At 65.9% G+C, this 24,802-nt stretch carries 21 protein-coding genes; 5 read left to right on the top strand and 16 right to left on the bottom strand.

Translation table 11 applies throughout. The features are described 5' to 3' along the window. Nucleotides 1–24 precede the first annotated feature (24 nt). Genes cbiE through V7P99_RS00275 form a run of 4 tightly spaced genes read left to right on the top strand, consistent with a single transcriptional unit; the run spans nucleotide 25 to nucleotide 3,738 of the window. Entirely contained in the window at nucleotides 25–1,263 is a 1,239-nt protein-coding gene (gene cbiE, locus V7P99_RS00290; protein WP_333792816.1) for a precorrin-6y C5,15-methyltransferase (decarboxylating) subunit CbiE, read from the top strand. After that, on the top strand, nucleotides 1,257–1,643 hold the full coding sequence (locus V7P99_RS00285) for a cobalamin biosynthesis protein (RefSeq protein ID WP_333792815.1): 387 nt from the start codon (nucleotides 1,257–1,259) through the stop codon (nucleotides 1,641–1,643). Before cbiE ends, V7P99_RS00285 begins: the two co-directional genes overlap by 7 nt. After that, nucleotides 1,640–2,395: a precorrin-4 C(11)-methyltransferase gene (gene cobM, locus V7P99_RS00280; RefSeq protein ID WP_333792814.1), complete on the top strand. Its 756-nt coding sequence runs from the start codon at nucleotides 1,640–1,642 to the stop codon at nucleotides 2,393–2,395. The genes V7P99_RS00285 and cobM overlap by 4 nt, the downstream gene beginning before the upstream one ends. Beyond that, nucleotides 2,395–3,738: a cobyrinate a,c-diamide synthase gene (locus tag V7P99_RS00275; RefSeq protein WP_333792813.1), complete on the top strand. Its 1,344-nt coding sequence runs from the start codon at nucleotides 2,395–2,397 to the stop codon at nucleotides 3,736–3,738. The genes cobM and V7P99_RS00275 overlap by 1 nt, the downstream gene beginning before the upstream one ends. A 125-nt stretch (nucleotides 3,739–3,863) precedes the next feature. On the opposite strand, the gene cobF is transcribed toward V7P99_RS00275, so the two are convergent. From cobF to V7P99_RS00195, 16 genes are all read right to left on the bottom strand, one after another. Beyond that, nucleotides 3,864–4,628 (bottom strand): precorrin-6A synthase (deacetylating), encoded by a 765-nt coding sequence (gene cobF, locus V7P99_RS00270; protein WP_333792812.1) that lies wholly within the window; start codon nucleotides 4,626–4,628, stop codon nucleotides 3,864–3,866. 58 nt (nucleotides 4,629–4,686) lie between these two features. Then, the gene (ada, locus tag V7P99_RS00265) at nucleotides 4,687–5,721 is read right to left on the bottom strand and encodes a bifunctional DNA-binding transcriptional regulator/O6-methylguanine-DNA methyltransferase Ada (RefSeq protein WP_333792989.1); all 1,035 of its coding nucleotides are present in this window, start codon (nucleotides 5,719–5,721) and stop codon (nucleotides 4,687–4,689) included. Between the two features lie 268 nt (nucleotides 5,722–5,989). After that, entirely contained in the window at nucleotides 5,990–6,793 is an 804-nt protein-coding gene (gene lpxA, locus V7P99_RS00260) for an acyl-ACP--UDP-N-acetylglucosamine O-acyltransferase (RefSeq protein ID WP_333792811.1), read from the bottom strand. Further along, nucleotides 6,786–7,289: a 3-hydroxyacyl-ACP dehydratase FabZ gene (gene fabZ / locus V7P99_RS00255; protein ID WP_333792810.1), complete on the bottom strand. Its 504-nt coding sequence runs from the start codon at nucleotides 7,287–7,289 to the stop codon at nucleotides 6,786–6,788. Before fabZ ends, lpxA begins: the two co-directional genes overlap by 8 nt. 64 nt (nucleotides 7,290–7,353) lie before the next feature. Continuing rightward, nucleotides 7,354–8,412, bottom strand: a complete 1,059-nt coding sequence (gene lpxD / locus V7P99_RS00250) for a UDP-3-O-(3-hydroxymyristoyl)glucosamine N-acyltransferase (protein ID WP_333792808.1) — start codon at nucleotides 8,410–8,412, stop codon at nucleotides 7,354–7,356. Between the two features lie 241 nt (nucleotides 8,413–8,653). Beyond that, nucleotides 8,654–11,014, bottom strand: a complete 2,361-nt coding sequence (gene bamA, locus V7P99_RS00245; RefSeq protein WP_333792807.1) for an outer membrane protein assembly factor BamA — start codon at nucleotides 11,012–11,014, stop codon at nucleotides 8,654–8,656. A gap of 277 nt (nucleotides 11,015–11,291) precedes the next feature. Then, the gene (gene rseP, locus V7P99_RS00240; protein WP_333792806.1) at nucleotides 11,292–12,698 is read right to left on the bottom strand and encodes an RIP metalloprotease RseP; all 1,407 of its coding nucleotides are present in this window, start codon (nucleotides 12,696–12,698) and stop codon (nucleotides 11,292–11,294) included. A gap of 273 nt (nucleotides 12,699–12,971) precedes the next feature. Continuing rightward, nucleotides 12,972–14,225, bottom strand: coding sequence for a 1-deoxy-D-xylulose-5-phosphate reductoisomerase (gene dxr / locus V7P99_RS00235; protein WP_333792805.1), 1,254 nt, complete (start codon nucleotides 14,223–14,225; stop codon nucleotides 12,972–12,974). A gap of 79 nt (nucleotides 14,226–14,304) precedes the next feature. Next, nucleotides 14,305–15,183: a phosphatidate cytidylyltransferase gene (locus tag V7P99_RS00230; RefSeq protein WP_333792804.1), complete on the bottom strand. Its 879-nt coding sequence runs from the start codon at nucleotides 15,181–15,183 to the stop codon at nucleotides 14,305–14,307. Between the two features lie 11 nt (nucleotides 15,184–15,194). After that, entirely contained in the window at nucleotides 15,195–15,965 is a 771-nt protein-coding gene (locus V7P99_RS00225; RefSeq protein ID WP_333792803.1) for an isoprenyl transferase, read from the bottom strand. A gap of 168 nt (nucleotides 15,966–16,133) precedes the next feature. After that, entirely contained in the window at nucleotides 16,134–16,697 is a 564-nt protein-coding gene (gene frr / locus V7P99_RS00220) for a ribosome recycling factor (protein WP_333792802.1), read from the bottom strand. A gap of 68 nt (nucleotides 16,698–16,765) precedes the next feature. After that, on the bottom strand, nucleotides 16,766–17,491 hold the full coding sequence (gene pyrH, locus V7P99_RS00215; RefSeq protein ID WP_333792801.1) for a UMP kinase: 726 nt from the start codon (nucleotides 17,489–17,491) through the stop codon (nucleotides 16,766–16,768). A 219-nt stretch (nucleotides 17,492–17,710) separates the two neighbouring features. Next, entirely contained in the window at nucleotides 17,711–18,670 is a 960-nt protein-coding gene (gene tsf, locus V7P99_RS00210; RefSeq protein WP_333792800.1) for a translation elongation factor Ts, read from the bottom strand. Between the two features lie 115 nt (nucleotides 18,671–18,785). Continuing rightward, nucleotides 18,786–19,784, bottom strand: a complete 999-nt coding sequence (locus V7P99_RS00205) for a 30S ribosomal protein S2 (protein WP_333792799.1) — start codon at nucleotides 19,782–19,784, stop codon at nucleotides 18,786–18,788. Nucleotides 19,785–20,066: 282 nt separating this feature from the next. Beyond that, nucleotides 20,067–21,233 carry a GGDEF domain-containing protein gene (locus V7P99_RS00200; protein ID WP_333792798.1) on the bottom strand — a complete coding sequence of 389 codons (1,167 nt, stop codon included), beginning with the start codon at nucleotides 21,231–21,233 and terminating at the stop codon, nucleotides 20,067–20,069. 111 nt (nucleotides 21,234–21,344) lie between these two features. Continuing rightward, entirely contained in the window at nucleotides 21,345–23,009 is a 1,665-nt protein-coding gene (locus tag V7P99_RS00195; protein WP_333792797.1) for a thiamine pyrophosphate-dependent enzyme, read from the bottom strand. A gap of 208 nt (nucleotides 23,010–23,217) precedes the next feature. Here V7P99_RS00195 and V7P99_RS00190 point away from each other — a divergent pair, with 208 nt between their 5' ends. Beyond that, nucleotides 23,218–24,792: a DUF4384 domain-containing protein gene (locus V7P99_RS00190; protein WP_333792796.1), complete on the top strand. Its 1,575-nt coding sequence runs from the start codon at nucleotides 23,218–23,220 to the stop codon at nucleotides 24,790–24,792. The last annotated feature ends 10 nt before the right edge of the window (nucleotides 24,793–24,802 follow it).

The following is a 24,802-nucleotide window of genomic DNA, read 5'->3' as shown; positions in this document are numbered from 1 at the left end:
GAGGGTGCGTCCAAGAGGGGTTTCATGAGTGAGCAGCCCCAGGAGCGGCCGAACAAGCGTTGGCTGGCGCTAATCGGCATCGGTGAGGACGGCCTTTCCGGGCTTTCCGACGTTGCGGCGGCGCTCCTCGGGGAGGCCGAACTCGTCGTCGGAGGCAAGCGCCATCTCATGTTGGCGCAGGACGCTATTCGGGGCAAGCCGTTGCCATGGCCGAGCCCCATCAGCGAGGCGTTTCCAAAGATCATTGCGCGGCGCGGGCGGCCGATTGCCGTGCTGGCGAGCGGCGATCCATTCTTCTATGGCGTCGGCAAGCAGCTCGCTGAGATTATCCCGCCTGACGAGATCCTCTGCCTGCCGCAGCCCTCGGCGTTCAGCTTAGCGGCGGCGCGGCTCGGCTGGGCGTTGCAGGATACCGCGCTCATCACGCTGCACGGTCGTCCGCTGGAGAGCATCATCCGGCATCTGCACCCCGGCGCGCGGATCCTGGCGCTCTCGTGGGACGGCGAGACACCCGGCCGTCTCTCCCAGCTTCTTACGGCGAAAGGTCTCGGGATGGCGTCGCTCACCGTTCTCGAAGCGCTGGGTGGGCCGCGCGAGCGCATCCGGGCGGCTTTGGCGTCGGAGTTTGCTTACGCGGATGTCGAAGCTCTGAACACAGTGGCGGTCGAAGTGCCCCGGCCGGCAAGTGCGCTGGTGCCCGGCCTCGCATCCGGTCTCGAAGACAGTCTGTTCGAAAGCGATGGCCAACTGACGAAGCGCGAGATCCGCGCCGTTACGCTGTCGTCTCTCGCTCCCAGGCCGGGCGAGCTGTTGTGGGATGTCGGGCTCGGCGCCGGATCCATCGCCATCGAATGGCTGCTACGCCATCCGTCCATGCGCGCGATAGGCGTGGAGGAACGGCCGGAGCGGTCGGAGCGGGCCGCGCGTAACGCGGTCACGCTTGGCACGCCGGAGCTGCGGATCGTCACCAGCCGCGCCCCCGACGCGCTCGCTGGGCTACCCGCGCCCGATGCCGTGTTCCTCGGCGGCGGCATGTGTGACGCGGGCGTGTTCGAAGCGGCATGGGCGGCGCTGAAGGGGGGAGGGCGGCTCGTCGCCAATGCGGTCACGCTCAGGACGGAGCAGAGGATGCTCGCACTCCACGACAAGCTCGGCGGCGATCTCGTGCGCCTCTCCGTGGCACGCGCGAGCCCGCTGGGTCATGAACTGGCTTGGTCGCCAGCGCGGCCGGTGATGCACTGGCGAGTGACGAAGCCATGCTAGTGTGCGGCATCGGCTGCCGGCGGGGAGCGTCTGTCGAGGAGATCGAGGCGGCGATCCAGACCGCGCGCACGAGCCTGGGATGCGTCGGGGAGATCGCCGTCATCGCCACGGAGGCTTCCAAGTGCGAGGAGCCGGGTCTGCGCGAAGCGGCGCGCCGCCTTGGCGTCGAGCTGGTGGCGTTCACGGCCGACGAGCTGCGCAGTACCGCGCCCACGGTGCTGACGCACTCGCCGCCGGCGCTCCTGCATAAGGGCACGCCCTCGGTCGCCGAGGCGGCAGCGCTGCTCGCGGGCGGACCAAACGCACGGCTTCTCGGCCCGCGGATTACGCTGCCTAAAGCAACGTGCGCCTTCGCTATCGGTGATGGGAGCGCATCATGACCGTGCATTTCATCGGCGCAGGGCCCGGCGCGGCGGATCTGATCACGGTGCGCGGCCGCGACCTCATCGCGGCCTCGCCGGTTTGCCTTTACGCGGGCTCGCTCATCCCACAAGCGCTGCTCGAGCACTGCCCGCCGGGAGCGCGTATTGTCGATACGGCGCCGCTCTCGCTCGATGAAATCATGGCCGAGATCGAGATCGCGCACAGCGCCGGCCATGACGTCGCGCGCCTGCATTCGGGCGACCTATCCATCTGGAGCGCGGTGGGGGAGCAGATCCGCCGCCTCGAGGCGCTCGGCATTCCCTACACGATGACGCCCGGCGTGCCTGCCTTCGCGGCGGCGGCCGCGGCGCTTGGGCAGGAGCTGACGCTGCCTGAGGTGGCCCAGTCTCTGGTGCTGACGCGCACGCCCGGCCGCGCCTCGGCCATGCCATCTACGGAGACGCTGGCCGCCTTCGCCGCAACGCGCGCGACGCTCGCGATCCATCTTTCGATCCAGAGCCTCGATCGCGTGGTGGACGAGCTTACTCCCCATTACGGTGCCGACTGCCCGGCCATCGTCGTAGCCAGGGCGAGTTGGCCGGATCAGGAGATCGTGCGCGGAACGCTTGCCACCATCGCGGGTGCCGTCGAGAAAACGGGTATCGATCGCACGGCCTTGATCCTCGTCGGGCGCGCGCTCGCCTGCAACGATTTCCGCGAGAGTGCGCTCTACAGCGCCGACTACCAGCGCCGCTACAGGGGGCGCTGATGTCTCTTGGATCACGCAGGCCACCCGGCCTCATCATCGCCGCGCCCGGTTCCGGCTCGGGCAAGACCACCGTCGCCCTCGGCCTGTTGGCCGCGCTTCGACAGAGGGGCGTGTCGGTTCAGCCATTCAAGGTCGGCCCGGATTATCTGGACACCAGCCATCATGAGCGCGCGGCCGGGCGTCCGAGCTACAACCTCGACACCTGGGCGATGTCGGGCAGCTTGATCACGAGCATCGTCACCCACGCGGCCGCCGGTGCTGACCTCGCGATCGTAGAAGGCGTCATGGGGCTTTTCGACGGCGGCCCCGACCGCGGTCTTTCTGGCTCCGGATCCACAGCTGATCTGGCGGCGCTTCTCGGTTGGCCGGTCGTGCTCGTGCTGGATGTCTCCGGGCAGACGGAAACGGCCGCCGCGCTGGCGCTCGGCTGCGTGCGCTATCGGTCGGACGTACAGGTGGCAGGCGTCATTCTGAACCGGGTTGCGAGCCCACGCCATGAAGCGCTGATCCGCCCCGCGTTCGACCGTATCGGGCTTGAGATCTTCGGCGCGCTTCACCGGAGCGAAGGCATGCGGCTTCCAGAGCGCCATCTCGGGCTCGTGCAGGCCGAGGAGCAGGCGGACTACGCCGCCCGCATCGAGCGCATCGCGCACGGTGTCTCGACGTCCGTCGATCTCGACGCGCTGCTCGCGGCGGCATGGGAAGCGAGTGGCTCTGCACAGGGCGTCACGCCGACCGTCTGCGCTGTCGCTCCGCCAGGGCAGCGCATCGCTCTCGCCTGCGATGCGGCGTTCTCGTTCACTTACCATCATGTGATCGCGGGTTGGCGTGTGGCACGGGCGGAAATCTTGCCGTTCTCCCCGCTCTCGGACGAGGCACCACCCCGTGATGCAGATGCCGTATGGCTGCCCGGCGGCTATCCAGAGCTGCACGCCGGTCGCATCGCTGCCGCGTCAACGTTCATGGCGGGCCTTCGTGCAATGGCGGTGCGCGGCGTGCCGATCCATGGCGAGTGCGGCGGCTACATGGTGCTCGGCCGTGGGCTCGAGGATGCGGATGGTCACCGCCATGCGATGGCCGGGCTGCTGCCCGCCGAGACATCGTTTCGCGATCGGCGCCTGCACCTCGGCTATCGCCGGGCGGTTCTGCAAGCCGACTGCGCGCTGGGCCGCAAAGGCACGCGGCTCTACGGCCATGAGTTCCATTACGCGTCGCTCATATCCGATGCCGGCGAGCCGCTGCTCGCGCCCGATGAAGAAGCGAGCGCGATGACGTCCGCGGGCTCGCGTGCCGGCAGCGTGACCGGATCGTTCTTCCACGTTCTGTCGGTTTCGCGTGCCTGACTAGAGCCTGATCGTTCTCGGCGGGCGCGGACACGCACCCACCGAGAACGTGAATCAGTCTCTCAAATAAACACTTAGAGCGCGTTCACCCAACAACGGCGGATTCCATCACGCGTGAACGTGCTCTAAGCACTACGCCGTCGCAGGAGATATGTGTCCATGATCCAGCCGTGGCGCGCTTTTCCCTCGGCCCGCAGGCGCTCGATCTCGTCGATCACATCGGCCAGCCGGCCCGCCGTGAGCTGCTCGTCGGGCGTGCCGAGATAGGCGCCCCAGTAGATGTCCACGTCCTCGCGGCTTGCAGCTTTCAAGCCCTCGCCCCCGTCCAGCATGACGACGATGCTTTCGGCATCGCGTGGCAGGCCCCGCTCGGCGATCGCGCGCCCTGTGGTGATGGTCACCGCGCCGCCGATGGCATTGAGCACGATCTGATGGCGGGCGGCGAGTGCCTGAACGCTGCTGATACCGGGGATCACCTCGCACGCGAAGGCTTGTCCGCTATCGGCGCGCACGATGTCGATGAGGCGCAGCGTGCTGTCGTAAAGCCCCGGGTCGCCCCAGACGAGAAAGGCGCCGCACCCGCCATCCGGAATCTCGATCGCAAGCCGTGTTGCGAGTTTTTCAGCACGCGCGCGATGCCAATCCTCGACACCACGCGTGTATCCACGCTGACGCGGATCGCGCACGGGGTCCTCGATGGTGACGAAGCGATAGGGGCGGTCTCCGATGAAGCGCTCGCAGATCTCTTTGCGCACGCGCACCAGGCTGTCCTTTGCTTCACCCTTGTCGAAGGCGAAGACGACGTCGGCGCGCTTGAGCGCATCGATGGCCTGCACGGTCATGAAATCCGGGTTGCCGGCGCCGATGCCGATGACAAGCAACGTTCTCATGAAGCATCGCCCACCGACGTCCGCGTCGCTGCGAAGACCATCGCCGCAAAATCTGCTGTCATTTGCCTTCGCGCTCGAGAAGCGTACGCTTGCGCTCGACGCCCCATCGGTAACCTGAAAGGGAGCCGTCGCTGCGAACCACACGATGGCAGGGAATGGCCACGGCGATCTTGTTGGCCGCGCACGCCGCCGCCACCGCGCGCACGGCTTTCGGCATGCCGATCCGTTCGGCGATATCCGTATAGGTTGCCGTGCTGCCGGCGGGGATCTCGCGGAGAGCTTCCCAGACGCGGTGCTGGAAAGCCGTGCCGCGCACGTCGAGCGGCAGGTCCAGGCCCGTGCCTGGCGCCTCCACTAGGCCCACCACCTTCGCCATCACGTCCTCGAAGGCGCGATCGCCGCCGATGAGATTGGCTTTCGGAAAGCGGTCCTCGAGATCGTGGACGAGCGCCTGCGGATCATCGCCGAGAAGGATCGCCGCGATGCCCTTGTCGCTCGCGGCAACGAGGATGGAGCCGAGCGAGCATTCGCCGACGGCGAACCGCATATCGGCATTGGCGCCGCCCGCGCGAAAATCGGTCGGTGTCATGCCGAGAACCTCGGTTGCGCTGGCATAGAACCGGCTGCTCGAATTGAACCCGGCGTCATGAAAGGCCTCGGTTACGGATTTGCTCGATTTCAGGTAGGCCCGAACCCGCCGCTGCCGGTATGCGTCGGCGTATGCCTTCGGCGTAACGCCCGCAACGGCCTTGAAGAGGCGATGGAAGTGAAACGTACTCAGGCCCGCGGCCTCGGCCAAGTCGTCAAGCTTGGGCGGCTCCTCGGCTTTCTCAATCAGCCGGCATGCCCGGGCGACCAGGGCCGAATGGCGGCCTTCCGCTGCCGCATCGTTCGGCTTGCAGCGCTTGCAGGGACGGAAACCGGCGCGCTCGGCGTCGGCGCAGGAGCTATGAAACGCCACGTTCTCCCGTTTCGGCAGACGAGCTGGGCATGAGGGCCGGCAGTAAATGCCGGTCGAGGCGACGGAATAGTAGAACGTTCCATCGAAGGCGCGGTCCTTGGCACGCACGGCGGTCCAGTAGGCGGCGTCCATGCCGGGAGGCTGCTCACCGGCGCGTCGCGGCGTCTGTTCGGAGATTACGGGCATCGTTCGGGCTTTCCTCATTGCGATGACCTGCAGGATAGGACCTCCGCAACCTCGTCTCACTCCGATCCTTGCTCTCAAAATGGATTTGTTTTTGGCGAGATCAACAGGACATGCGCCGGCAGCCGCACGAATGCGTTCGCCTGTGGCTCTGGAGCGCAAGCACGACGCCCGGCTCGCCGAAGCCGGGCGGTAAGCGGAAACGGGTGCCGTTGCGTTACTCCGCCCCGTTCTTCGGCGTGCACATGGAGCGCTTGCCGCCGGCCTTTATGAAGGCCACGATCTCCATCACGATCGTGTGGTCCTTGAACTCCTCGGCGACGTCTGCGACGCGCTCGAGAAGCGTTCCTTCCTGCGCGAAGAGGAGCCGGTAGGCGCGCCGCAGATCATGGATCTCGTTGCGCGAGAAGCCGCGCCGCTGCAGCCCGACGATATTGAGCCCCGAGAGATGCGCGCGGTTGCCGAGCGCCATGCCGTAGGGAATGAGATCCTGCTCGAGGCCGCTCATGCCGCCAAGGAAAGCGTGGGGCCCGATGCGCGCGAACTGAATCACGGCCGCCCCCCCACCGAGGATGGCGAAGTCGCCCACCTCGCAATGGCCGGCCAGCATGACGTTGTTCGAGAACACGACGTTGTTGCCGACCCGGCAATCATGCCCCACGTGCGAGTTGGCGAGGAAGGCGCAGCCGTTTCCGATGGTGGTGACCATTCCGCCGCCCTCGGTGCCGGGATTGATCGTCACCCCCTCGCGGATCAGGCAATCGCTGCCGATGTCGAGAGTGGAAGGTTCGCCCTTGTATTTGAGGTCCTGCGGCTGGTGGCCGATGGAAGCGAACGGAAAGATCTGTGTGTGCGCCCCGACTGTGGTGCGCCCGGCAACCACGACATGGCTCTTGAGCTCCACGCCTTCGCCGAGCGAGACGTCCGCGCCGACGATGGAGAACGGCCCCACGATCACGCCGTCCGCGAGCTTGGCCCCGTCCTCGACGATGGCAGTGGGATGGATTTTCACGTTAGCCATTCTTGCTCGCAGCGAATGCCCGAGCCTCTGCCGTATCGGCGAGCATGGCGCTGATCTCGGCTTCCGCCACGGTCTGCCCATCGACCTTCGCTTCGCCGTAGAAGCGCCAGACGCGGCCGCGATTGCGGATCTTGCGCACGTGATAGTGGAGCTGATCGCCGGGCACGACGGGCTTTCTGAACTTGGCCTTGTCGATGCCCATGAAATAGACGAGCTCGGTCTTGTAATCCTCGCCGAGGCTATGCACGCACAGTGCACCGGCCGTCTGCGCAAGCCCTTCGATGATGAGCACGCCCGGCATCACCGGGTATTGCGGAAAGTGGCCCTGGAAGAACGGCTCGTTGATGGTGACGTTCTTGACGCCGACGCACGTCTCGTCGCCGTTGATGTCGTAAAGACGGTCAACCAGAAGGAACGGATAGCGGTGCGGCAGCAGCTTTAGGATCGTGCCGATGTCCGCAGTGGTCGCCTGCGACTTTTTTGTTGCGTCATCCATTCCCGTCTAACTCCAATTCTGTCCGGCGGCCTGCCGCCGGCGTAGGCATATCTTTCTTCAAAGCTTAGGCGCCGCCCGAGCCATCATCCGTCCGGTCCGCATCCCGGCGCGCCAGCCGGGTCACGGCCGCAACCTCCCGCGCCCATTGCTTGAAGGGCTTGGCCGGTGTGCCCGCCAGCACCGCTCCCGGTGGTACGTCGTCCTTGGGGTGCGAGCCGCCGGCGATCTGGGCGCCATGTCCGATCTTGATATGTCCCACGGCGCCCGACTGGCCGCCCATGACCACGAAGTCCCCGAGCTCCGTCGAGCCCGAGATGCCGACCTGTCCGACGATGACGCAATGCCGTCCGATCACGACGTTGTGCCCGATCTGGACCAGATTATCAATTTTGGTCCCTTCGCCGATGATCGTATCCTTAAGGGCCCCCCGATCGACGGTCGAGTTGGCCCCGATTTCCACGTCATCCTGGATGATGACGCGCCCTACCTGCGGCACTTTGAGGTGGCCCTGCTTGCCCATGGCGAAGCCGAATCCGTCCTGTCCGATGCGCACGCCCGCGTGCAGGATCACCCGATCTCCGACCAAGGCATGCATGAGCGTCACGTGCGGTCCGATATAGCAGTCCCGCCCAACGGCCACGCGATAGCCGATGACGGCGCCGGCCGCGACGCGCGTTCCCCGTCCGATCCTCGCTTCCGGACCGATAATGGCGCCCGGCTCGATCTCGGCGCCGTCCTCGATGACGGCGGACGAAGAGATGCGCTCCTCCGTGCCGGCTGCAGCCGCCTTGCAGCGCATGGCTTCGGGATAGAAAAGGGCGAGCGCCTGCGCGAACGCGCGGTAGGGAGACTTGGTGACGAGCGCCACGGCCCCCGCGGGGACGCGGTCGGCGAATTGCGCCGCGACGAGGCAGGCGCCGGCGTGCGTCTCTAGGAGTTGTGGCAGGTACTTCCTGTTCTCGAAGAATGAGAGATGGCGCGGCGTCGCTTCCGAAAGCGGCTTGAGCCCCTCCACGGTCTTAGCCGCCGCCTCTGCGTCGCCCTTCACCTCCGCCTCTGTCGCGGATGCGATCTCCGAGAGTGTGAAGGGCCCGGCGATGGTGAAGAAACCGGGATGGTTCATGGCGTTGGCCTTCGGCTAACTCTGAGCAACGGGCTTTACAGTCGGAACCGGAGCGATGGTCTCAGAGGCTGCGAACGCAGGCTCTGCTGGCTCGGTCGCTCGATCGCCCCTCTCATAGGGCCAGACGCGCCGCCGGTCCATATGCCTGGGCGAAATATCGCCTCGCGCCCACTCCCGCCGCGAAAGAAAAAAGCCCGGCATGCAATTGCCGGACTTTTCTTATTCTCAGGCAGCGTCCGTTTTAGAATTTCGTCGAAGCACCGAAGCGGAAGAACTGCTCCTCGTCGTACTTCTCCTTGGTGAGCGCCTTGGCGAAGTCCATGCGGATGGGGCCGACCGGCGACTCCCACATGATGCTGGCACCGACCGACGAGCGGATGCTCGAGTCGTCTGCGAGATCGATTACCCCTTCCTTGGCCAGTTCCTTCGCCCGGTCGTTGGCGTTCCAAAGCGAGCCGGCGTCGGCAAACACGGCGCCCGAGAGGCCGAGGTCATCCGGCACGAACGGCAGCGGGAAACGAACCTCCGCGGTGCCGGCCCAGTAGCTCCGGCCGCCAAGGGCATCCTTGCGCGAGCTCGACATATCACGGGGGCCGAAGCCAGCGCGGTCGAAGCCGCGGATCGTTTCACCGCCGCGATAGTAGAGATCCGTGAGGCGGATGTCGTCGCCGCCCCAGCCTTCGATATGGCCGCCGATGAGCCGGCCGACGAAGGTGATCTTCTCGGTGATCGGATAGTAGGCGCGACCTTCACCATTGACGCGGACGTACTGAACGTCACCGCCGAGGCCCGCCATATCGGTCGCGAGCTGGAGATAGTAGCCGCTGGTCGGATTGCGCGGATGGTTGCGCCGGTCGTAGGTCAGCGAGGTGCCGATCGATGAGGTAAGGGCGTCGCTGTTGTTCAAATATTCGTCTTCGACCACCTTGGAGACGTTGCCGATGTACCTGTGGTCCACGTCCATCGAGGTGTACTCGAGGGTGTAGCCGGTCTGCATCCACAGATCTTCCGAGAGCGGGAAGCCAAGGCGCACAGTGCCGCCCGTCCGCTTGGAATCGTAGCCGGCCTCGCGGGAGTAATCGACCTCCTTGTGGAAGAGGTCGAAGCCCGCCGAGAGGTTCTGGTCGAGGAAGCGCGGCTCGGTGAACGAAAGGTCGACCTGCATACGCTCCATGGAGCCGGCAAGCCGGAGCCGCAGGAACTGGCCGTTACCGAGCAGGTTGCGCTCGGTGATCGAGACGTCGCCGATCACGCCTTCTGCCGTCGAGTAGCCGGCGCCGAACGAGAGTTCGCCCGTGGACTGTTCGACGAGATCGACGTCGAGAACGACCCGGTCCGCGGCCGTGCCCGGCCTGCGCTTCACGTCCACGGACTTGAAGAAGCCGAGGGCGTTGAGGCGCTTCTTGGCACGGTCGATGAGCAGCGGATTGTAGGCGTCGCCCTCAGCGAGGCGGAACTCGCGCCGGATCACGTAATCCTTCGTGCGCAGGTTGCCGTTGATGTTGATACGCTCGATGTAGATGCGCGGCCCTTCGTCCACGATATAGGCGAGCGAGATCGTGCGCGACGCCGGATCAGGCATGGCGCGCGGGCGAACGCGGGCGAAGGCGAAACCCTGCTCTGCGGTAGCAAGCGTCAGCCGCTCCACGCTCTTCTCGATGTCCGAGCCATTGTAGGTGTCGCCCTGGAAGGTCAGGATGTTTCCGGTGAGGCTGTTGGGATCGAGGTCCGGCAGCGAATTCTCGATGGTGATCGAGCCGAACTGATAGCGCTCGCCTTCATCGATGGCGAAGTTGATGTAGAAGCCGGAGCCTTCGCGGTCGAGCTCCGCCTGGGCGGCGACGACGCGCACGTCCGCATAGCCGTTCTTGAGATAGAACTGGCGCAGAAGCTCGCGGTCGAGGTTCATGCGGTCGGGATCGTAGAAGCTCGTTCCCTTGAGGAAGTCGAACCAGCCGCTCTGCGTCGTCGAGATGATGTCGCGCAGCTGAGCATCGGTGAAGGCGTGGTTGCCGATGAAGTTGATGCCCTGCACCTTGGTGGCCCCGCCCTCGCTGATCTCGAACACGAGGTTCACGCGGCTCTGCTCGAGCTCAATGATCTTCGGTTCGACCGTCGCAGCGTAGCGGCCCTGGCGGCGGTAGACGTCGAGGATGCGCTGCACGTCCGCCTGCACCTTGGCGCGGGTGTAGACGGAGCGCGGCTTGAGCTGCACCTCGGATTTCAGCGTGTCGGTATCGACCTCGCTGTTCCCCTCGAAGGCGACCTGGTTGATGACCGGGTTCTCGACCACGTAGACGACGACGGTGCCGCCCTCCTGGTGGATCGAGACGTCGGCGAAGAGGCCGGTCGCGAACAGCGCCTGTAGAGAGGCGTCGACCCGGCCTGCATCGTAGGGCTGTCCGACGGAGAATTGCAGGTAGGAGCGCACCGTCTCGGGCTCCACGCGCCGGTTGCCTTCGACGCGGATGTCGCGAACCGCGCTTTGCGCCTGCGCGGCATCGAGCGCTGCGAACTGCGTGATGATGACTGCGGGAGTAGCGGCCGCCAGCCAGAAAAGCAGGCGCATCCCCCTCAACGACATGATCCGGAACTGCACCATGTGCGGATCTGCTCGCCTTGTTTTGTGCCGATCCCCCTCAACTCGTAGAACCCGTCGGCAGAAGGCTCTAGAGCTGTCGTCTCACGCATTGGGTCGAGGTTTGGACCCTCGCCGCGAACTCGAAAATCGGTCTGACGAAACGCGCAACCCAATTCAATTCGAAGCCCCCAGCCTCGAATCGAGCCGCCAGAACCGTTCACTTTGGCATTCTTAACAACTGGGTAAGCCACGGGGAAGTGGCAAGTTTACGTCACCCGCGGGGGATTCGAACGGTCGTTCAGCCGCCACCAAACAGCCACCTTTTGCCGAGTCGCATCAAGTCGTTGAGGTTCACGAAGGCCACCAGCAGGAGCACCATGGCGATACCGATCTGGAAGCTGATCTCCTGCACGCGCTGGCTCAGCGGCCGCCGTCGTACGGCCTCCATGGCGTAGAACACGAGATGTCCGCCATCCAGCATCGGAATAGGCAACAAGTTCAACAGTCCGATGTTGGCGGAGATGAGGGCGGTCCAGCGCAGGAGGGGCTCCCAGCCAAGCTCGGCCACGCGCGCCGTCACCTCGGCCATGAGAATCGGGCCGCCGACCTGATCGGCCGATTGCCGCTGGGCGAGGATGTCCCAAATGCCTGTGATCGTCTGAACGATGTTTGTGTAGGTCTCGCGCACGCCGAGGCGGGTCGATTCGAGAAGCGAGACGCTGACCGGAGCCGGGCGTTCCGGCGAGACGCCGATGCGGCCCTGCGTAACCGTGGTGCCGTCGGGCTTGGTTCCCTGGACCGTTGCGGGCAGCACGTCGAGGGTCCGGCGCGTGCCGTCGCGCTCGATCGTAAGGGCGAGTTGCCGCCCAGCCGCCGGCCCGACCATGTCGATCACGTCGTCGAAGGACGAGACCGGCGCGCCGTCGATGGCCAGGATTAGATCCCCGGGGGCGAGACCGGCCTTTTCGGCGGGCGAGTCGGGCACCACAGTGCCGATCCGCGCCGGAAACGCGCGCACAATGCCGATATCCCCAAGGCGCAGCGTCACGCCGAGGTCGCTCTTCTGATCCTTGAGATCCGGGGTGACGGGGAAGGTGAGGGGCCGGCCGTCGCGCTCGACGGTGACCGAAAGCGTCCGCCCGCTGCTCGCCGTGACGATGCGCATCACGTCGTCGAAGGTCTCGATGCTCCAGCCGTCGATGTCGGTGATGACGTCGCCGGCTTTCATGCCCGCTCGCTCCGCCGGCATTCCGGCCACCACCTGGTCGACCCGTGCGGGGATGATGGAGACGCCGTAGACGGCATTAACAGCCGTATAAATGATTGCAGCAACAAGGAAATTCGCAGCCGGTCCGGCGGCGACGACGAGTGAGCGCTGCCAGACAGGCTTGCCATGGAACGAGCCGGGCGGAAGGCTTTCCGGCTGGGCCGCGGAGGGCTGACTGGCGGCGTTCGCATCATCCAGGAACTTGACGTAGCCGCCGAGCGGGATGGCCGCGAGCCGCCAGCGCGTGCCATGCCGATCCACGAACGCGCCGAGTTCGCGCCCGAACCCGATCGAGAAGGTGGTGACCGTCACCCCGCACCAGCGGGCCACCAGGAAATGTCCGAGCTCATGGAAAAACACCACCACGCCAAGCACGAAGAAAAAGGCGAGTATGTTGAGTCCCCACGAGGAAACCTGGCTGATTAACCCTTCGATCATGCTGCACAATCCCGTCGGCTGGGCTGAAGTCTTGCTGTTCTGCGAGCCGTGTCAGTGGCCACGCTGTCCTAGAGCAGATCCCATTCGGAGGGAATCGTCCGCATGGGTGAAGATGCTCGCCTAAGCGAGCAACTAGAGAATTTGCCGTGAGCATAAGCGAACGGAAAATGCTCTAGAGTGCTTCCGCACACGTGGGTACCGGTTTTCCGGTGGGGAAGCACGATCAAACAAAAAAGTTGAAGCCGTCCGCTGAGACCACGCGAATGGGGCCGCTTAACCCGGCAGCAGCGTCCGCGTCAGCCGGCGTGCCTCTCCATCGGCTGCGATCACGCCGTCCAGCGTATCGGCATAACCAATCAGCCCTTTTCCTTCGGCCTTTTCAAGACATGCGGCGACCGTCGATGCGATATCCAGGAAGCCGATGCGCCGTTCGAGGAACGCGGTGACGGCCACTTCGTTGGCGGCATTGAGCACGGCCGGCGCCGTTCCGCCGCGCTTGAGCGTCTCACCGGCCATCTTGAGGGCTGGGAATCGGCTGTGGTCCGGCGCCTCGAAGGTCAGGCTCTGGAGGGTCACGAGATCCAGTCGCGGAACCGGCGTCGCGAGGCGCTCGGGCCAGGCCAGCGCCAGCGCGATCGGTGTGCGCATGTCGGGATGCGAGAGCTGCGCCATCACCGAGCCGTCCTCGAGCATGACGAGGCAGTGCACGACCGACTGCGGATGCACGACCGCTTCGAGCTGATGCGCCGCGACTGGGAACAGGTGGAAGGCCTCGATCAGCTCGAGCCCCTTATTCATGAGCGTCGCGGAATCGATCGTGATCTTGGCCCCCATCGACCAGTTGGGGTGCCGCAGCGCCTCCTCGGGAGACACGCGCGCCAGGCGCTCCTTGTCCCAGGTGCGGAACGGTCCGCCGGACGCCGTCAGGACGATTTTTTCGATGGAGCGGGCGGCCGTGCGCCCGATAGCCTGGAAAGCACCCGAATGTTCGCTGTCCACCGGCATGAGCTCAGCGCCGCTCCGTCCGAGATGCGTAAGGAAGATTTCACCCGCCGAGACCAGGCATTCCTTGTTGGCAAGCGCCACGCGCGTACCCTGCTCGGCGGCGGCGAAGGTCGGCCTCAGGCCGGCCGCTCCCACGATGGCGGCCATGATGCAGTCCGCGGGCTCGCGGGCCGCCGCCTCGATGGCGGCCGCCCCAGCCGCAGCGCGGATGCCGGTGCCCGCAAGCCGTTCCCTGAGTGTTCCGTAATGAGTGTCCTCGCCGATCACCGCGAGCTTGGCCCGGTGCGCGATCGCAAGCTCGGCCAAGCGTTCCGCGTTGCCGTTGGCCGTGAGCGCCACCACCTCGAAGCGGCCCGGATGGCGCCCGACGAGATCGAGCGTGCTGGTGCCGACCGAGCCGGTGGCGCCGAGCACGGTCAGCCGCAGCGGTGCCGCAGCCTTGACGGGTGCCTGCACCCCGGCGCCGTCGGCCGTTTCCGCCCGATGCGCCGCCGCACCCGATGCCCTGCCTGCGGGAGCCATGCTCAGCCCTTCTCCACTCATCATAGGGGGCGCGCTGCCGGGATTGCACGCCCCGGGAGCATAGCCCGTCCTGTCCGTTTTACGGCGCCCCGTGCGAGAGACCCGCGAGCAGCGCGCTGGCTGGCGCCTGCGGATCGACGAACAGCGCTGCGACGGCCACCGCCACCGCGACCGGGGAGAGGCCGTCCATACGGTCCATGAACCCGCCGTGTCCCGGCAGGAGCTGGCTTGCGTCCTTGACGTTGAAGGCGCGTTTCATCGCCGATTCCGCGAGGTCGCCCATCTGTGCGATCGCGCCCATGAGAAAGCCCATGACGGCCAGCACCGTGAGCGGCGCGCCGTTCGCATAAGCAAAAGCCGCAGCCGCCGCGGCCGCGGAGGCGAGCCCGCCCGCGAGCCCGCTCCAGGTCTTGTTCGGCGAGATGGCCGGAGCGAGGCGAGGGCCGCCGAGCAGCCGACCGGCGGCGAAGGCGCCGGTATCGGACGCCACCACGACGAGCGCAACGAAGATGACCGCCAGCAGGCCGTGGGGCTCGTCGGCGCGCAGCCAGATCAGCGCGACCGCCGGCAGCCCCGCATAGGCCACGCCGGCCGCCGAGAGGATCGGGCGCCGGCCGAACTCGAGCGCGAGCACGATGATGGTGCCGACGAGAAGCGCCGCCAGTCCGAGCCCGGCTAGTCCAACGGCCGCCAGCCCAATGGCCGCTGCCACCGCGAGTCCGTGCACGATGAGGCATATGTCGAGGCCCGCGCCCCGCACCATGCCCGACCATTCCCAGCTCATGATGAGCGCCACCGCGAGCGCGAGGGCCGCAAACGCCGGGACGCCCGACCATGCAGAGGCCAGCGCGATGACGGCGAGCGCCGCGCCGGAAAAAAGCCTAAGCGCAAGCTGTGTAGCCTGGGAGGGCGGCGCAATCGCGTCCGACGCTGCAGCGAGCCTCCGGTCGTCGTCCATTTTCCCGGTCCTCACGCCGTTGACAGGCACGGCAGGCCGCCGAAGCGGCGTTCGCGCGTCCTGTACTGCGAGATGGCCTCGAGCAGCAGCTCGCGGCCGAAGTCCGGCCAGTAGGCGTCGAGAAAGACGAATTCCGTATAGGCGCACTGCCACAGGAGAAAGTTCGAAAGGCGCCGCTCTCCGCTGGTGCGGATCAGCACGTCGGGATCCGGCAGGCCGCCGGTGTCGAGCGCGCCGGCCATGTGCTCGGCCGAAAGTTCCGACGGCAGGAGGCGGCCGGCAGCCACCTCCTCAGCCAGGCGACGGGCCGCCCGCGTGATCTCCGCACGCGCCCCGTAATTGAAGGCGATGACCAGCGTGAGTCCGGTGTTGCCACGGGTCAGCTCGCACGTCTCCTCGATGAGGGCGCGCATCTCGGCGTCGATGGTCTCGCGCTCACCGATCACCTTCACGCAAACGTTGTTTTGATGCAGCTCCGCGAGGTCGCGCCGGATGAAGCGCTTCATGAGCCCCATCAGATCGTCGATCTCGTCCTTGGGGCGCGACCAGTTCTCGGATGAGAAGCTGTAAAGCGTGAGATAGGGAATCGAGAGCTCGATTGCCGCCTTGACCGTCCGGCGCACTGCTTCGACGCCGGAGCGGTGGCCGAGTGCGCGCGGCAGGCCGCGCTCCGCCGCCCAGCGGCCGTTCCCGTCCATGATGATGGCCACGTGGCGCGGCATGGCTGCGCTATGGGGCATCTCGGAGGGTTTCGCTTTGTTTTCCACGGCGTCGAGCTTCATGGAGCGGAATTGGCGGACGGCCGGGAAATGCGCCGACGCAGTGGGTGCGCGGCCGGGCGGGGCTGGGCATCGGCGTTGCTTTGGAGCATGGCGTCTGGATCCCTGAGCTGAGCCCCGCGAGCTGGGCTGAAACTGCTTATCCCATCGCGAGCCGAAAATCGCTGCCGATCACACTTTCTGGATCTCGGCCTCCTTGGCCGCCAAGGTCTGATCGATCTCCTTCACCAGCTTGTCCGTCAGCTCCTGCACCTTTGTGGAGTTCTTGTGCTGCTCGTCCTCGCTCATCTTGCCGTCCTTCTCGAGCTTCTTGAGCAGCTCCATGCCGTCGCGGCGCACGTTGCGCACGGCGACGCGATGGGTTTCGGCATATTTATGCGCCTGCTTCGCAAGCTCCTGGCGCCGTTCCGCCGTGGGTGCAGGGATCGGCAGCCGGATCGTGGTGCCGTCAAGGATCGGATTGACGCCGAGGTTGGCTTCGCGGATCGCCTTTTCCACGGCGTGCACGTTGCTCTTGTCCCAGATCGTAACCGTGATCATGCGCGGCTCCGGCACGGAGACCGTTGCCAGCTGGACGAGCGGCATCCTCGAGCCGTACACGTTGACCTGGACGGGATCGAGCAGGTGGGCGCTCGCGCGTCCCGTCCGCAGTCCTGCGAGCTCGCGCTTCAGCGCCTCGAGCGAAGCCCGCATCCGCGTCTCGATTTCGCTGAGATCGAATGTCGTGAGGGACACTGAGCTGTTCTCCTTATCAGAAGTTGTCGGCCAATGGCGGCGCCTCTGTGCGGCGCGGCACTGCGGATCTATCCGTGGATGATCGTTGCTCGGGCGGTTCCCTGGAGCAATTTGTTCACGTTGCCCGGCTCATCGATGGAAAAGACAATTACCGGAATATGATTGTCACGGGCAAGGGCGATCGCCGCTCCATCCATGACCTTGAGGTTCTTCGCCAGCACCTCGGAGTAGGTGAGCGTGTCGAACCGCTTTGCCGCCGGATCCTTCTTGGGGTCCGCGGAATAGACGCCATCCACCTGTGTTGCCTTGGCGACGGCATCGCAGCCCATCTCGATGGCGCGCAGCGTGGCGGCGGTGTCGGTGGTGAAGAAGGGATTTCCCGTGCCGGCCGCGAAAATCACCACCCGCTCGCGATCGAGATGATAGAGCGCCCGGTGGCGAACGTAGGGTTCGCAGACCGTCGGCATGGTGATGGCTGAAAGGACGCGCGCTGGAGCCCCCGCCGCCTCGAGCGCGCTCTGCAGCGCCAGCGCGTTCATGACGGTGGCCAGCATGCCCATGTAGTCGGCTGTGGCCCGGTCCATGCCGCGCGCGGTGCCCTGCAGTCCACGGAAGATATTTCCGCCCCCGACGACCACGGAGAGGGCGCACCCGGCCCGGCGCGCTTCGGCGAGATCTCCGGCCAGCCGCTCGACGACGACGTTGTCGATGCCGAAACCGTTGCGCCCCATCAGCGCCTCGCCCGAGATCTTCACGAGCAGGCGCGGATATTTGAGCGCTCCAAGAGTGGACATGCCGGCCTCCTCACTATCCCGCCCCAGCCGGGCAGTGTGTCCTACAGTCTCGCATAGAACGGCTTGGAGCGCGTACACGCCGCGCGATCTGGCCGAACCGCTGCGCTCCCGGGGCTTTGCTCTCCTGCATTCTCCCCGATGAGAGCGCCATTCGGCTCTCGGAAAATGCGGTGGTTGGCAAAAAAAAGCCGGCGGGAGCGCCGGCTTTCCCAGTCTCGTCTAGTCTTTTTTGGGCGCCGCGGCACCGACCGTCTTCGCCACTTCTGCGGCGAAATCCTCGGCCTTCTTCTCGATGCCCTCGCCGAGGGCGTAACGCACGAAGCCCGCCACCTTCACCGGTGCGCCCACATCCGCCTCGGCCGTCTTGAGAGCCTCCGCGACCGTCGCCTTGCCGTCGAGGACGAACACCTGCTTGAGGAGGACGGCCTGGCTCACGAACTCCTTCTGCAGGCGTCCCTCGCTGGCCTTCGCGAGGATCTCATCCGATTTGCCGGCATTCTTGGGGTCCGCCTTAGCCTGATCGACGTAGATGGCCCGCTCGCGCTCCAAGGCCTCCTGCGAGAGATCCTCGACATTGACCACCTGCGGGCTCGCGGCGGCGATGTGCATCGCAAGCTGGCGTCCGAAGGCGGTGAGTTTGGCTTTGTCGCCCGTGCTCTCGAGCGCCACCAGCACGCCGATCTTGCCGAGGCCGTCGGCAGCCTTGTTGTGGATGTAGTCCGCAACCACGCCGGTCTCGACCGCCAGCGCCGCTGTCCGCCTCAGGCCCATGTTCTCGCCGATGGTGGCGATGGCATCCTTGATCTGGTCCTCGACCGTGCCCTTGCCGCCGGGATAGCTCGCCGCCAGCAGCGCAGCCGTGTCACCATTGGCGTTGGGTGCCAGGGCGGCGATGTCACGTACGAGCGCCTGGAACTGCTCGTTGCGGGCCACGAAGTCCGTCTCCGAGTTGATCTCGACGAGGGCGCCCTTCTGGCCGTCGGCGACGATGCCGACGAGGCCCTGGGCCGCCACGCGGTCGGATTTCTTGGCGGCCTTCGAAAGCCCCTTCTTGCGCAGAAGATCGACGGCGGCCTCCATATCGCCGCCGGTCTCCGTGAGGGCCTGCTTGCAGTCCATCATGCCGGCGCCGGTCTTGTCGCGCAGCTCTTTGACGGATGCGGCGGTAATCGTGCTCATGACTACTCCTTTCGCACTCGGGCGAGTGTCCGATGATGAAAAGGCGAGCGGCGGCCCTGTGTGGGCCGCGCCAGCCTGTTACGGGCTGGCGCGCTTGCCTTCTTGTGCGTGCGCGTCAGACGGCGGCTGCTTCGACCAGCTTCTTGGCCTGCGCGACCCAGCCTTCCTGCTCGATCTGGCCCTGCAGCTTCAGCGCGCGGTCGAGCAGCGCCTGATTCGCAGCGTCGAGATCGGCGATCTGCCAGTAGTGGAACACGCCGGCATCGTTGAGCTTCTGCTCGAGCTTTGTGCTGATGCCGGTGATGCGCTTGAGATCGTCGGCCTCGCCGCGCGGCGCATCGATGCCCTTCCAGGTCTTGACGCTGCCGTCCGGCAGGACTTCCGCTGGCGGCTCTTCCGAGGCGCCGACGTCGATGCCGGACGCGCCTTGGCCGCGCTCGAGCCCGTCGAGGGCTGCGCGCGCCACGAGATCGCAGTAGAGCGTGATGGCGCGGCCCGCGTCATCGTTGCCGGGCACGGGGAAGTCGATGCCGTCGGGATCGCAGTTGGTGTCGACGATGGCCACGATCGGAATGCCGAGCTTGCGGGCCTCCTTGATCGCGATGCTTTCCTTGTTGGTGTCGATGACGAACAGGAGGTCGGGCACGCCGCCCATGTCCTTGATGCCGCCGAGCGCCTGGTTGAGCTTGTCGCGCTCGCGCTGGATGTTGAGCACCTCTTTCTTGGTGCGGCCCTGCGGATCGGCGAGGATGTCGTCGAGCTGGCGGAGGCGCCGGATCGAGGTCGAGATGGTCTTCCAGTTGGTCAGCGTGCCGCCGAGCCAGCGGTGATTGATGAAGTACTGCGCGGAGCGTTTGGCGGCATCGGCGATCGCGTCGGATGCCTGGCGCTTGGTGGCGACGAAGAGCACGCGCCCGCCGCTTGCGACAGTATCGGAAATCTTGTTCAGTGCCTGATGCAGCATCGGCACGGTCTGCGTCAGGTCGACGATGTGGATGTTGTTGCGGGCGCCATAGATGAAGGACGCCATCTTCGGGTTCCAGCGATGCGCCTGGTGGCCGAAGTGCACGCCGGCTTCCAGGAGCTGGCGCATGTTGAATTGCGGCACGGTCATGTGCGTAACGTTCCTTTTCCGGTTGATCCTCCGCAAGCCTTGAGAAGAAAAGCTAATACCTTCGGGTATTTGGCTTTCCCACCGGAGCGTCGCTGCGGGGCTTTCAATCCGCAGGGCGCATGGGGCATGCGTGTGAGATGGCCGCTGTCTACCCGGATTTCCTTAGAAACACAAGCCGGATAAGCCTCTATCGCCCTGGATCAAGGCCTGATTGTCTGAGATGCGAGCCTGGCCCGTGGCGGGCGAAAAGGCGGAGCACCCGCTGTGTGAGTGAACACGCCCTCAGACCGCCGCCTGCAATCCGGCCGCGCCCGCGTGTGCTACCGCGAATCCGTCGCGCCCCTGGCGCTTCACGACGTAAAGGGCCTTGTCGGCCCGCGCGACCGCGTCATCGAGGCTGTCGCCCGCCTCAAGGATGGAGATGCCGATGCTGCAGGTCAGGGTCACCTTCTGATCGAGATAGCGGAGCGGCGCCTCGCGCAAAGCGCATACCATGCGGTTTGCGAGCACACTGGCCTCCGCGACCGTCGTCTCCGGCATGAGGATGCAGAACTCGTCCCCGCCAAGCCTCGCAAGGAGATCGCTCTTGCGGATGCATCCATAAACGACCTCGACGAAATGGATCAGGCTGCGGTCGCCGCCGGCATGGCCGAGGGTGTCGTTAATGGTTTTGAAGTGATCGAGGTCGAGGAGCATCAAGGCGTAGGAGCGCCCGCTGCGCCCCGGCCGCGTTCTTTCACCGGCAAGGATCTCGTCGAACTTGCGCCGGTTCCAGACCCCGGTGAGCGCATCGACGCGAGCGAGGTCGGCGACTTCCGCCCTCAGCCGGTCGATGGTCATCACCGCAAGCCCGAAATGCCAAAGAATGCCGCTGAGGATTACGCACAGCATCGTCGTGGAGCCGATGGCTGAAAGATCGATGAACGGTCCCGCGCGCCACAGCAGCCAGACGTTCATCGCGATCACTACGGCGTGGCCACCGAGGCCGATGAGGATCCCGGCGCTCGAAAGGCTGCTGCCGATAGACCGGCGGCCACCACCCAGCAGAAGCACGAGGCTGAGCACCATCGGGATGGATTGGCCGATGGCGTAGACGAGGGAGATCAGCTCGTTGTTGCCGTAGAGCAGGAGGGTCAGCGCGGCGCAGAGGGCCGTTGCGAAGAGCGCGCACCTCCATCCGCCAGCGAGTGCGTAGAAGCGGCGCGCTCCGACCCAGAATCCCCAGAATCCGAGAATGACGAGACCGTTTCCGGCCGCTGCGGGTAGCGCGCTTTCGGTCCAGTGCTGAAACGGCAGCATCAGCCCGCCAAGCCCGGTGAGCAGGCAGGCGCCTAGCCAGACGTAGGCCGGCGAGAAATCCCGGTAGCTGTAGACGATCGTGCCCCAGATCGCGGCGAGCGCGAACGACATGAGAACGATGACGATATAGAGGGTGAAAAAATCCAGCACTGCAATCCGGCTGCCGCGCAATGAAACCGCGGTCCACGTAATGGCTTTACGTCAATGAATTCCAAAGCGGCGGGAGACGATTGGATGTATCCAACCGTCTCCGGCAGGCGTCTACTTCGCGCTGGCGGCCAAACGGATGCCACTGAGCGTTTCCGTCGGTGTGATTGCCTCCGGATCGAGCCGGAGATCGATGAGGAACGGTCGGTCTGCGGCGAGCCCTTGCTGGAGGACGGCCTCGAAATCCTCGCCCCGCGTGACGGTCACTCCCTCAGCGCCGTGCGCTCTGGCGAGCGCGGCAAAATCAGGATTGACGAGGGTTGTCCCGTTCGGACGCCCAGGGAAGTTACGTTCCTGATGCATGCGGATGGTGCCGTACATGCCGTTGTTGGCGATCAAGATCACCATGGGGAGACCGTACTGCACCGCCGTTCCGAGCTCGTTGAACGTCATGGCGAAGCAGCCGTCGCCGGCGAAGCAGACGACGGGCGCTTGCCGGTGCGCGAGCTTGGCCGCGATGGCAGCCGGCAGTCCGTAGCCCATCGATCCCGACGTGGGTGCAAGCCCCGTGCGATAGCCCTTGAACTGAAAATAGCGGTGCACCCATTGCGAGTAGTTGCCGGCGCCGTTGGTGACGAAGCCATTCTCTGGCAGCAGAGCGGATACGGTCTGAACCACGCCGGCGAGGCGGACCGCCCCTGGAGTGTCACAAGGAACGAGGCTCGCCTCGTAAGCGGCCCGCAGATCGCTCCGATAGTGCTGCCAGGGCCGCTCGGCCGCTCCTTGCAGATTGGGCGCGAAGTCAGCGAGCGCGCCGGCAAACGCCTCGGTGGTCGCCACGATGGCGAGCCCCGCGTCCCGGTAGCCGAGAATGGCGTTGGGCTCCGGATGGATTTGCACGAACGTCTGCCGCGGTCCGCCGAGCAGCGCATAGGAGTCGGTTGCGATGTCCGCCACCTCGGCACCGAGCGCGATCACGAGATCGGCGGCTGCGAGCCCCGCCTTGAGCGCGCGGTCGGTGGTGAAGCCGAGATGGCCGACATAGGAGGCATGGCGATTGTCGATGTAGTCTTGGCAGCGGAAGGCGGCCGCCACCGGGAGGTCGAAAGCTGCCGCAAAGTCTTGGACGGCACGCGCGATGTCCGGGCTCCATCCCGGCCCTCCGACGATGAGCAGCGGACGCTCTGCCTCGCCGAGGCGCTGGGCGAGATCGCTCATGTCGCGCTGGGAGGGGGCTGCGCCGGTGAGCACGGCCGGCGCCAGTACGGGCGCCGCGCTTTTCGCAGACAGAATATTTTCCGGCAGTCCGATCACCACCGGTCCAGGCCGCCCGGCGAGGGCGACGCGGAATGCGCGCGCCACATACTCGGGGATGCGGTCGGCCTCCCGGATCACGGCCGACCACTTGGCGATGCCCGAGAACAGAGCGCAGATGTCGATCTCCTGGAACGGTGCCCGCTCCTCGAGCGGCGTCGTCGGCAGGCCGACGAACAGGATCATCGGCGTCGCGTCCTGCTGGGCCACGTAAGCGCCTGCCACCGCGTTGACGACGCCCGGCCCCCGCGTCACGAAGGCGATGCCGGGCTGCCCGGTGAGCTTGCCCGTCGCTTCCGCCATCAGGGCCGCCCCGCCTTCGTGCCGGCAGATGATGGTCTCGATCGCCGGCGTATCGTAGAGGCCGTCGAGGGCGGCGAGAAAACTTTCGCCTGGAACCTCGAAGATGCGCTGGATGCTGTGCGCTGCGAGCTGGTCGATGAGGAGCTTTCCGCCGTGCGACATGAGAGATGCGAGGCCTGATTGAGAAGGTCCGTGAGACTTTGTGCCCAACACATAGAGCCTGATCGTTCGAGATGCGAGCACTCGAGCGTGACCAGCGCGCGCCTCGCCATTCCTTAGTTGCCGGATGCAAAGACAACCCATGCGGCTGCGCTACCGGCGGGCGACGGCGTCGGATAGTCTCCGCGAAGCCGAGACGGAGCGATGCACGATGAGCGGGCAAGGGCGCGATTGGGCGATGAGGGCGGGGCTCCTGCTGCTGGCAGCGGTCAGCGCGGCGGCGGTCACGCCATCCCGCGCGGAGCCCGATGCCATTCCGCTCGAGGAGCGCGCCCGCGCGGTGCTCGAGGTCCACTGTGGGGACTGCCAGGAGCTGCGCAGCAATGGAGGGCGGCTGGATCTCGGGACGCTGGCTGACGACCCGCGCCGTATCGCGCCGGGCGAGCCCGACGCATCGCGCATCTATCAGCATCTCCTGCGCGACCAGGCCCTGCCGGTGACCGGAAGCCCCTCTTCGGCGCCGACGCCGGACGATGCCGAAGCCGTGCGCGATTGGATCGTGGCCTTGCCCCCACGCGATGCGGCCTGTGCGGGCCGTCGGATGATCGAAGCCGGCGCTATGGATGCAGAGCTCCGTGCATGGAAGGCGGTGCGAAGGCCGGAGGAGGTGGCCGATACGCGGGTACTGTCGCTGGTCCACCTTTGGAACGCCTGCGCGCCGCGAGCACGGCTCGATGACGATCGCGATGCCGCCGCCATCCTGTTGCGTGCTGTGGCCCGCCGCCAGGAGATGATCCCTCTCCCGGCGATCGGTGTGGAGCGAGTCTTGTTCGCCGTTCGCCTGAGTGAAATCGGTCTTGCGCCAGCCGATTGGGACCGGATGCTCGCGCAAGTGCCGCGCTCCCCCGGCGCGGCGGCCGTCATGCCGGCGGATTGGCTTGCGGCGGATGTCCTGTCGCGCCCGGAAGCCGATGGACTGTTCGATGCGGCGAGCCAGCGTGCGGTCGAACGCTTGGCGCGTGCCTGGACGCGAGACGTCGATCTCCGCCGCGCGGCCGCCGAGCGTGCCGTTCTCCCCGATGCGCTGGCACGAATGCTTATGGGGGTCGGTGGCGAATTCCTCGTTCCGGCTCGGCGTCTCATCCGCGGCACACTCACGCGCACGGCGTGGGACAGCCTGTCCCGTGCTCTCGACGGCGAAGCGCCACCGGGGTCGGCAGAATTGGGCAGCGCCGTTGCGGATACGGAGATCGACGTGGCGCTTTGGACGAACAAGACCGCCTACCGTCCGCGCGACTTGGTGAGGATCCACGCGGCCGTCAGCAAGCCGTGCTATCTGACGCTGATCGACGTGGACGATGATGGAAAGGCCATCGTGCTGTTTCCGAACGAGCTCGAGCCGGACAATCTCGTCCTGCCGTCCGGGCTCCTGATCGTGCCGGGCCGCAGCGCTGGCTATCAGCTTCGCTTCGATAAGAGCGGGACGGAGCGAATCGTCGCCATCTGCCAGCGCAAATCGCGTCGTCCGGCCGGCATCGCCTATGATTTCGAGCGCCAGCGGTTTGCGACCCTTGGCGATTGGCGCGCTTTTCTGCGCACCATTCCAGAGCGCGAGAAGAAAATCCGCGCGAGAGAGACGGCGCGAGCCCAAGCCGCACAGCGCAGGCGACGCGGGCGGTCACCGCCGCCTCGTGAGCCTGATCCGCCCGTCATCGGCGCCGGCGATCCGGTGGCGATCGAAGGCCGCGCCGCCATTTCGATACCCATTCAGCAAGGCGGCAGGTAGCGTGGGGAGG

This window comes from Hyphomicrobium sp. (assembly GCF_036780825.1).
GTDB lineage: Bacteria > Pseudomonadota > Alphaproteobacteria > Rhizobiales > Hyphomicrobiaceae > Hyphomicrobium_C.
This window is presented reverse-complemented; position numbering and strand designations above follow the sequence as displayed.

Excerpts from the sequence above, each read along its gene's own strand:
- ada (WP_333792989.1), bottom strand. The coding sequence starts at position 5,721 with ATGGACGCCGCCTACTGGACCGCCGTGCGTGCCAAGGACCGCGCCTTC.
- V7P99_RS00285 (WP_333792815.1), top strand. The coding sequence starts at position 1,257 with ATGCTAGTGTGCGGCATCGGCTGCCGGCGGGGAGCGTCTGTCGAGGAG.
- V7P99_RS00275 (WP_333792813.1), top strand. The coding sequence starts at position 2,395 with ATGTCTCTTGGATCACGCAGGCCACCCGGCCTCATCATCGCCGCGCCC.
- bamA (WP_333792807.1), bottom strand. The coding sequence starts at position 11,014 with ATGGTGCAGTTCCGGATCATGTCGTTGAGGGGGATGCGCCTGCTTTTC.
- pyrH (WP_333792801.1), bottom strand. The coding sequence starts at position 17,491 with ATGTCCACTCTTGGAGCGCTCAAATATCCGCGCCTGCTCGTGAAGATC.
- V7P99_RS00190 (WP_333792796.1), top strand. The coding sequence starts at position 23,218 with ATGAGCGGGCAAGGGCGCGATTGGGCGATGAGGGCGGGGCTCCTGCTG.
- lpxA (WP_333792811.1), bottom strand. The coding sequence starts at position 6,793 with ATGGCTAACGTGAAAATCCATCCCACTGCCATCGTCGAGGACGGGGCC.
- lpxD (WP_333792808.1), bottom strand. The coding sequence starts at position 8,412 with ATGAACCATCCCGGTTTCTTCACCATCGCCGGGCCCTTCACACTCTCG.
- cobM (WP_333792814.1), top strand. The coding sequence starts at position 1,640 with ATGACCGTGCATTTCATCGGCGCAGGGCCCGGCGCGGCGGATCTGATC.
- V7P99_RS00230 (WP_333792804.1), bottom strand. The coding sequence starts at position 15,183 with ATGGACGACGACCGGAGGCTCGCTGCAGCGTCGGACGCGATTGCGCCG.
- dxr (WP_333792805.1), bottom strand. The coding sequence starts at position 14,225 with ATGGCTCCCGCAGGCAGGGCATCGGGTGCGGCGGCGCATCGGGCGGAA.
- cbiE (WP_333792816.1), top strand. The coding sequence starts at position 25 with ATGAGTGAGCAGCCCCAGGAGCGGCCGAACAAGCGTTGGCTGGCGCTA.
- fabZ (WP_333792810.1), bottom strand. The coding sequence starts at position 7,289 with ATGGATGACGCAACAAAAAAGTCGCAGGCGACCACTGCGGACATCGGC.
- cobF (WP_333792812.1), bottom strand. The coding sequence starts at position 4,628 with ATGAGAACGTTGCTTGTCATCGGCATCGGCGCCGGCAACCCGGATTTC.
- V7P99_RS00195 (WP_333792797.1), bottom strand. The coding sequence starts at position 23,009 with ATGTCGCACGGCGGAAAGCTCCTCATCGACCAGCTCGCAGCGCACAGC.
- V7P99_RS00225 (WP_333792803.1), bottom strand. The coding sequence starts at position 15,965 with ATGAAGCTCGACGCCGTGGAAAACAAAGCGAAACCCTCCGAGATGCCC.
- V7P99_RS00205 (WP_333792799.1), bottom strand. The coding sequence starts at position 19,784 with ATGACCGTGCCGCAATTCAACATGCGCCAGCTCCTGGAAGCCGGCGTG.
- rseP (WP_333792806.1), bottom strand. The coding sequence starts at position 12,698 with ATGATCGAAGGGTTAATCAGCCAGGTTTCCTCGTGGGGACTCAACATA.
- tsf (WP_333792800.1), bottom strand. The coding sequence starts at position 18,670 with ATGAGCACGATTACCGCCGCATCCGTCAAAGAGCTGCGCGACAAGACC.